Source organism: Flavobacterium pokkalii, from assembly GCF_014596575.1.
GTDB lineage: Bacteria > Bacteroidota > Bacteroidia > Flavobacteriales > Flavobacteriaceae > Flavobacterium > Flavobacterium pokkalii.
The window spans coordinates 65,666-73,507 of the sequence record NZ_NASZ01000021.1 but is presented as its reverse complement, the minus strand read 5'-3'; the positions used below and the strand labels follow the sequence as shown (position 1 = coordinate 73,507).

Annotated in this window: 6 protein-coding genes; 2 read left to right on the top strand and 4 right to left on the bottom strand. The window is 35.9% G+C overall.

All coding sequences use genetic code 11. The features are described 5' to 3' along the window. Positions 1–55 precede the first annotated feature (55 nt). Positions 56–1,393, top strand: a complete 1,338-nt coding sequence (locus B6A10_RS12900; protein WP_188221191.1) for an MATE family efflux transporter — start codon at positions 56–58, stop codon at positions 1,391–1,393. A gap of 201 nt (positions 1,394–1,594) precedes the next feature. On the opposite strand, the gene B6A10_RS12895 is transcribed toward B6A10_RS12900, so the two are convergent. Together B6A10_RS12895 and gcvT are read right to left on the bottom strand one after the other, a co-directional pair. After that, entirely contained in the window at positions 1,595–2,314 is a 720-nt protein-coding gene (locus B6A10_RS12895; protein ID WP_188221190.1) for a YebC/PmpR family DNA-binding transcriptional regulator, read from the bottom strand. 43 nt (positions 2,315–2,357) lie between these two features. Beyond that, positions 2,358–3,440 (bottom strand): glycine cleavage system aminomethyltransferase GcvT, encoded by a 1,083-nt coding sequence (gene gcvT, locus B6A10_RS12890; RefSeq protein ID WP_188221189.1) that lies wholly within the window; start codon positions 3,438–3,440, stop codon positions 2,358–2,360. A 181-nt stretch (positions 3,441–3,621) separates the two neighbouring features. On the opposite strand from gcvT, the gene B6A10_RS12885 reads away from it, so the two are divergent. After that, on the top strand, positions 3,622–4,467 hold the full coding sequence (locus B6A10_RS12885) for an NAD(P)H-hydrate dehydratase (RefSeq protein ID WP_055090588.1): 846 nt from the start codon (positions 3,622–3,624) through the stop codon (positions 4,465–4,467). 168 nt (positions 4,468–4,635) lie between these two features. Here B6A10_RS12885 and B6A10_RS12880 read toward each other — a convergent pair whose 3' ends face one another. Both B6A10_RS12880 and B6A10_RS12875 read right to left on the bottom strand, forming a co-directional pair. Continuing rightward, positions 4,636–5,256 (bottom strand): hypothetical protein, encoded by a 621-nt coding sequence (locus B6A10_RS12880; protein WP_055090494.1) that lies wholly within the window; start codon positions 5,254–5,256, stop codon positions 4,636–4,638. Positions 5,257–5,719: 463 nt separating this feature from the next. Continuing rightward, on the bottom strand, positions 5,720–7,810 hold the full coding sequence (locus B6A10_RS12875) for a beta-galactosidase (RefSeq protein ID WP_231633621.1): 2,091 nt from the start codon (positions 7,808–7,810) through the stop codon (positions 5,720–5,722). Between the last annotated feature and the right edge of the window lie 32 nt (positions 7,811–7,842).

The window sequence follows — 7,842 nt, the reverse complement described above, 5'->3', positions numbered from 1 at the left end:
CGGATAGGGTTTTTGTTTTATACGTATTTTTGAATTATCAAAGAACTATTATAAGATGACTAAAGAAAAACTTGTCGATATGACTCGTGGAGCTATTGTTCCGCAAATTATTCATTTTACTTTACCTTTAATCGTTGGTAATTTTTTTGTGTTGACTTATAATGCGGCCGATTCCGTTATCGTTGGGCGTTATGTTGGAGCGAATGCTTTGGCTGCTTTAGGAGCTGCCAGTCCGGTGATGAATGTGCTCCTTTTTTTGATTATTGGCATTTGTTTAGGGATGTCGGTATTGATGGGGCAGTATTTTGGTGAACAAAATTTGGATAAGCTAAAAAGAGTTATTTCTACTTCATTGATTTCAGGTGGAATTTTTACTTTAATATTGGTCACTTTTGGATTCTTTTTTTCGAGGTATATCCTTCTTTTATTGGATACACCTGAAACTATTCTGGAAGAGGCAACTTCCTATCTTCAGATTATTTTTATAGGTCTTATTTTTACCTTTATCTATCATATTTATGCTTCAACTTTGCGAAGTATGGGAAATTCAAAGGCTTCACTTTATTTTTTGATTGCTTCAGCCTTGTTGAACGTATTGATGGATCTTCTTTTCGTTGTAGTTTGGAAGCAAGGTGTGGAGGGAGCTGCTTGGGCAACGGTCATTGCTGAAGCTGTTGCCGCTTTATTTTGTGTATTATATGTACGGTATCGGATTTTAATTTTACGATTTTCATCAAAGGATTTTATTTTTGACAGGAGTTTGTTTCAAATAATTGTTAGTTATAGTTCGGTTGCAGCTATGCAGCAAATTACGTTGCATTTGGGTAAATTTTTGATTCAGGGTGCAGTGAACCCATTAGGTGTAGTCAATATTGCTGCTTTTAATGCGGTAAGTAAAATTGATGATTTTGTAATGGTTGTTCAGCAAAATATAGCGCACGGAACGACAGCTTTTTTAGCTCAAAATAATGGTAAAGGAAATTTTGCCCGCATTCGAAAAGGTTTTTTAACAGGGCTAAAAATGGAACTAGTGTATTCTGTTTTAGCAATGCTGGTTGTGCTGTTTTTTTCCAGAGCGCTTATTTCTTTGTTTCTAGGTAAAGAGGGACTAGAGGTGGTAAACGAGGGTGAAAATTATTTGAAAGTAATGGTTTTTCTTTATTTGCTTCCGGGAGTTACCAATGTGATACAGGGTTTTTTCAGAGGTTTAGGAATGATGAAAATTACTTTGAATTCAACTTTTGCACAAATGTTGGGCAGAGTTGTTGCGGCCTATATTTTAGCTCCGCATTTTGGGATAGAAGGTATCGCTTTGGCCTGTTTGGTAGGGTGGATTTGTATGTTGTCCTATGAATATCCGTTGTTTTATAGAAAATGGAAATCGATAGAATGATGTTTCTATGGTTTCCGGTTTTGCGTTAGGGATTGAAGCGGCATCCTTTTTATTTTGTCTTTCAATATTTTGAATTTGACAAAATAAAAAGATATAGCGTCCCGATAGCTATCGGGAAGCCCGACCCGAAGGGAACGCCACAAAAAAAGAGTTTAACGATGTGCTAAACTCTCTTTATATTAGGCTATTTTATAGAAGAATTTATTCTTCGTTTTCTTCCATAGTATGATAAACGTTCATTACGTCATCATCTTCTTCGATTTTCTCGATTAATTTTTCAACATCTGCAATTTGATCTGCATTTAGTTTTTTAGTAATCTGAGGGATTCTTTCAAAACCTGAAGAAAGAATGTCGATTCCTCTGTTTTCCAATTCTTTTTGGATGGTTCCAAAGCTGTTGAAAGGAGCGTAGATTAAGATTCCGTCTTCGTCTTCAAAAACTTCTTCGGCACCAAAATCGATAAATTCTAATTCTAATTCTTCGGCATCCAAACCTTCTTTAGGAATACGGAAGTTACAAGTGTGGTCGAACATGAATTCTACCGACCCTTGTGTTCCTAAAGTACCGTTGCATTTGTTAAAATAACTACGAATGTTAGCTACCGTTCTGTTGTTGTTGTCTGAAGCTGTTTCAATCAGGATCGCTATTCCGTGAGGAGCATAGCCTTCGAATAAAATTTCTTTATAGTTAGCGGTATCCTTATTGGATGCATTTTTTATAGCGCGTTCTACGTTATCTTTAGGCATGTTAGCAGCCTTAGCATTTTGGATAACGGCTCTTAATCTGGAGTTGGTATCAGGGTTTGGACCGCCTTCTTTAACGGCCATTACAATATCTTTTCCAATTCTGGTAAACGTTTTAGCCATAGCAGCCCAACGTTTCATTTTTCTTCCTTTTCTAAATTCAAATGCTCTTCCCATTTCTGATTATTTTTTTAGCAATGTAAAAATAAGTTTTTTGTTTTTAGTTTTTATAAAATGGCATTTTTACCACTTTGGCTGCAACATCTTTTTTTCTGATTCGAATGAAAATATCTGAATCAATCGCAGCATTTTCGATAGTAACATAACCCATTCCGATTCCTTTGTTTAAAGATGGTGACATGGTTCCTGAAGTTACAATTCCGATGTTGTTGCCATTAGCATCTACAATTTCGTAATCGTGTCTTGGAATGGCTCGTTCCTGCATTTCAAAACCAATTAGTTTTCGGCTAATTCCGTTTTCTTTTTGCGCTTTTAAATTGGCTGAATTGGTAAATTCTTTGTTGAATTTAGTTATCCAACCTAATCCTGCTTCAATTGGTGAAGTCGTGTCGTTGATGTCGTTTCCGTATAAGCAGAATCCCATTTCCAAACGTAAAGTATCACGAGCAGCTAAACCAATTGGTTGGATTCCAAAAGGAGCTCCGGCAGCAAAAACTTTGTTCCAAATAGCTTCTGCTTGATTATTTTTGCAATAAATTTCAAAACCTCCGGCACCGGTATATCCTGTTGCAGAGATGATAACATCATTAAATCCGGCAAAATCGCCTATCTGAAAGTGATAATATTTGATAGCAGCTAAATCTACCGAAGTTAATGATTGTAAGGCTTCCACTGCTTTAGGTCCCTGAATGGCTAAAAGTGAATAATCATCGGAAAAATTTTTCATATCTACGTCTAAATCATTCTGAGCCGAAATCCAGTCCCAGTCTTTTTCAATATTAGAAGCATTTACAACTAATAAATATTCTTCGTCTTTGATTTTGTAAACCAATAAATCGTCAACAATTCCTCCTTTATTATTTGGCAAACAAGAATATTGTACACGACCGTCAGTTAGGGTAGCCGCGTCATTTGAAGTTACTTTTTGGATTAAAGCCAAAGCATTTGGTCCCGAAAGTATAAATTCTCCCATGTGAGAAACATCAAAAACTCCTACAGCGTTGCGCACGGTTTCGTGTTCGGCATTAACGCCTTCGTAAGTAATAGGCATATTGTATCCGGCAAAAGGCAGCATTTTAGCCCCTAAAGCCTCGTGGATGTGCGTAAGCGCAGTATTTTTCATTATGATTTTATGTAAATTTTGACGTCGCTAATTTATTGTTTTTATTTTGAGTAACAAAGGCGTATTCTTCAAACTTTTGTTGTCGGATGATTAGCTATTTTTATTGAAATTAATTTTTCAATGCATTTTCTTTTCGAAGAAATAAAACTAACTTAGAGTGTTAAAAATTAAAGCTATTTTTATGTTAGCGAAAATTGCTGTTGATAAGAAAGAAATTCTAAAAATTTATAAAAAAATCGCTGTGGATACTCATAAAGGTATTCAGGGACATGCTTTGCTTATCGGAGGGAGTTATGGAAAAATAGGTGCTGTTTGTTTGTCTTCCAAAGCTGCGCTGAAAACCGGTTGCGGATTAGTTACTGCTTTTGTTCCCAAATGTGGTTATGAAATTCTTCAAATTGCGATTCCCGAGGTGATGGTTTTGATCGATATAAAGAAAAAGCGTATTTCTAATATCCAGTTTGATTTTCAACCCAATGCTATTGGTATTGGTCCGGGAATTGGGCAACATGAGCTGACGCAAAAAGCATTTTTGAAGTTTTTAAATGCGAATAAAATTCCTTTAGTGATTGATGCTGATGCTTTGAATATTTTATCCAAAAACAAAGCCTGTTTTTTATTGTTACCAGCTAGAACAATTTTGACACCGCATCCCAAAGAATTGGAACGATTGATAGGAAGTTGGAGTTCAGAAGAAGAGAAGTTCGAAAAAACTATTTCTTTTTCCCTACAATACAATGTGATAATTGTAATGAAAGGCGCTCCCACACATATTGTTGACGGAGAAACAATATATAAAAATACCACCGGAAATCCAGCCTTAGCCACAGCCGGAAGCGGCGATGTGTTGACGGGAATTATTACAAGTTTGTTGGCGCAATCTTATGAAGCTGTGTATGCTGCTATTTTAGGAGTTTATCTTCACGGATTAACGGCTGATATTGCTGTGCCTAAAACCGGATTTCAGTCCTTTATCGCTTCGGATATTATTGGGTATCTTGGAGAAGCTTTTTTGAGTTTGGAATGAAATAGCTGAAAGCCAAAAAAATTAAACCTTAATTTTACTGTTCGAAGTCAGGAGACTTTACTTCTCTGGAACTTTGACCACAAACTTGTCATCCTGACGAAGGGAGGATCTCAACAAAGTTACTCATCTTTGTGGGCACGGAAAGAATTTCCGCGCTATCGGGTTGTTTTATTTTGTTTTTTGTGAATCATATCTATAACTATAAATTAAACGATATAAATTATATGTAGCAGTAATCATATATTCCAAATATTTTATTTTATCTGTTTCGGAAATTTCAAATTCATTTCCTATTAAAGTTTCTACATTTACTTTACCGTTTTCTTCATGTTTTTTATTATTCAAGTTTAAGTGTTCAAAAGAAAAATGCACAAACCCACAAGTTTCATCATATAAAGTTTTAAAGTTTGGTAAAATATTATCTAGCTTTGATATTAAATAACTATCATACATTTTCTTTCCGTCTCGGTCTTTTATATCTCTGATTGAAGTGCCTTTTTCAACTTCTGTTAAAAGTAAAATAGGATTACATAAACTTATAGCGTAAAGCCTCAGGCAATTATCGATTTGCATTCTGATAAGAGATATTGCAGTGGAGTAAATATTATTGTTAAAAAGCAATTCAAAACTTTTTATTAATGAATTACCTCTAGTTATTATTGAAGCAGCATAATGAGCAACATGAGAAATACCATTATTGTTTTTAAGTTCATAATTATAAACCAATATAATCTCATTTAAACATTTGATTTGTAAATCATGTAGTCTCTCAAATTTTTCTTCAATCATAATTTATTGTACTGTTTATTTAGCCTTGCACATAACTTGTATGTTAGGTTTGACAGAATCAGATTTATATCCCTTAAATTGGACGGCTTTGCTTGATAAACGACAGTGTTTATTCTTTATTCAAATATAGAAATTAAATCTTACAAACCACAACTTTGATTATTAATGTGTTTTTTGGGATATGTAGAGTTAAATAGGGCTTCCGAAGCAAAAATAATGCCCTGACGTATGCTTCCGTCAGCCTAATGCGAGCTTCCGTTGCTTTGATGTATGTTTCGTATAGCTTAGTTGATCTTCAGCAAGACCGTTGGCATAAAAAAAGGCTTTAGCCAAATCTTGATTTAGATTTCGGCTAAAGCCTTTTGAAAGCTTCAATTTGTAAATCGGGCTAAAGCCCAATTCTATTCAATTTTAATTAAAAAAAGATCCGTTTAAATCTGTTTAATCAGCGTTCCAAACCTTTTTAGTACTTCCACACCAACACATCAGCTGTTTTCATGGCTTTTGTTCCAATGATAATTTCAGCATTGGCAGGCAATTTCATTTCATACACTTTATCCGAATAGTTTACCGCAATCCCAAAACCATCACGGTATTCTACCAATATTCCTTCCGGATAGTTTTCGATAGCGATATTTTGTTGTTGGTATAATTTAGTTAAAACCTGTTTCTCCAAATCTCCTTTTTTCGAATCCACACCAATATAAGTTACCGTTCCTTTGCCTAATTTACGCGAAGTTACCGCAGGAGTTCCTGCATAAAAATCACCTTGAAAAGTGCCCCAGATTTCTGTTCCTTTGTTTGGTTTTAATAAATCGCCCCAAGAAACCCAGTCAAAATCCTGATTGTTGAATTTAATTTTGTCCGGTGATTGCGGCATCAATAAATCATAAGATTCAATTTCGGAACCAATTAATTGCCACATCGGTTCGTAGAATTTGGCTTCCCAAAGATGTCCTTTTCGATTTTGAATTCCGGAACGACAGCTTAAGACTAAGTTCCCACCGTTTTTAGCATAAGCAGTCAGTTTGTTAATCATTTGCTGGTCGATCATTTGATAAGCAGGAACAAGCAATACCGGATATTTAGAAAAGTCAGTGGTATCTCGAACAAAATCCACCGGAGCACCAAAGGATTTAACCGCTTTGTAATATTTGGTAAAGTGATTAATAGTATTCCATTGACTGGTTTGTTTGTTCAGTTCAATTCCCATTACATTATCGGTATTGAACAGAATTCCGGTTTTACGATGTACATATTCCTTAGGCAATTGCGCTTTCGGATTGTATTTTTTTCGCAAAGTAGTAATGTCTTTGATGAATTGGCTGAATTCCTGTCCGCCGGGAGTAGGAGTCACTCCGTCAGTACCTACAATTCCGTAATGAAACTGTTCGTAACCGTACAAGGGCGCGCGATAGCGATAGGTGCAGGTAAATTTACTTCCGCCGGCAAAAACATGCCATAACCACAATCTCATTGCGCCCGGTAAGGGTTGTGGATTGATACTTCCCCAGTTGACCTGTCCCGGTTGTAATTCCATTACACCATAAGCGCCTTTAAGGGGACGGAAAAAATCGTTCGCAAAGGCAATTCGGGAATATTCTCCCACTCGGAAACCTTTTGCTCCAATGCCTAAATCACCACCATAAACCATATAGCGGGTGTAAGAAACAAAGTCCAGTTCTTTACTGGCTCCTACATAACCCACGTCGTACATCGGAATATAATTAGAAGTTATCCATTGATTTGGATTCGAATATTTACGGATTTCTTTGGCCTGATCATCTAAAAAAGTAGCGGTTTCATCATCTGCAAAACGATAATGATCTAATTGCGAATGCAAGTTCATTCCCCAAAGACTGTGTTTGGGGATATTGATTTCGTCAAAATCAGAATAAGTACCACTCCAGAAATTGTTACCCCAGGCTTCGTTTAAAATATCAATGGTTTTATATTTTTCTTTTAACCAGTTTCTAAAACGTTGTGGTGCATCCTGTCCGTAATCCAGAAAACGACGTGGTTCATTATCCAATTGCCAACCTATTATGTTTTTATCATTACCATACCTTTTGGCTAATTCAGCAATCATTTTCATCGAATAGCTTCGATAATAATTGCTCGAAAAAGTAGCATGTTGCCGGGTTCCGTGATCCATTTGAGTACCATCTTCCATTGTGGCTAGTACTTCGGGATGCTTGCGTACCAACCAAACCGGAGGCGTAGCAGTTGATGTACACATAATTACTTTAAGATGGTATTTTTTAGCTAATTCTAAAGACTTGTCCAACCATTTAAAATCGTATTTGCCTTCTTCGGGTTCAAGTTGTGCCCAGGCAAATTCGCCAAAATGTGTGAATTCAAAACCCATTTTTTCCATGTTTTGAAAATCACGTTCCCATTGTTCCGGATTCCAATGTTCCGGATAATAATAAACGCCTACCGAGGTTAAATCTTTAGAGGGAAAAAATTGAGCTGTTTTTTGAGCAAAAATTACTGAGCAAATTAATAGCAGCAATCCTAAAAAAAGAGTTTTAAGGAAAGGGTTGGTTTTCATGGTCATAGTTAAAAAAAATGTTGAGGGTGGTT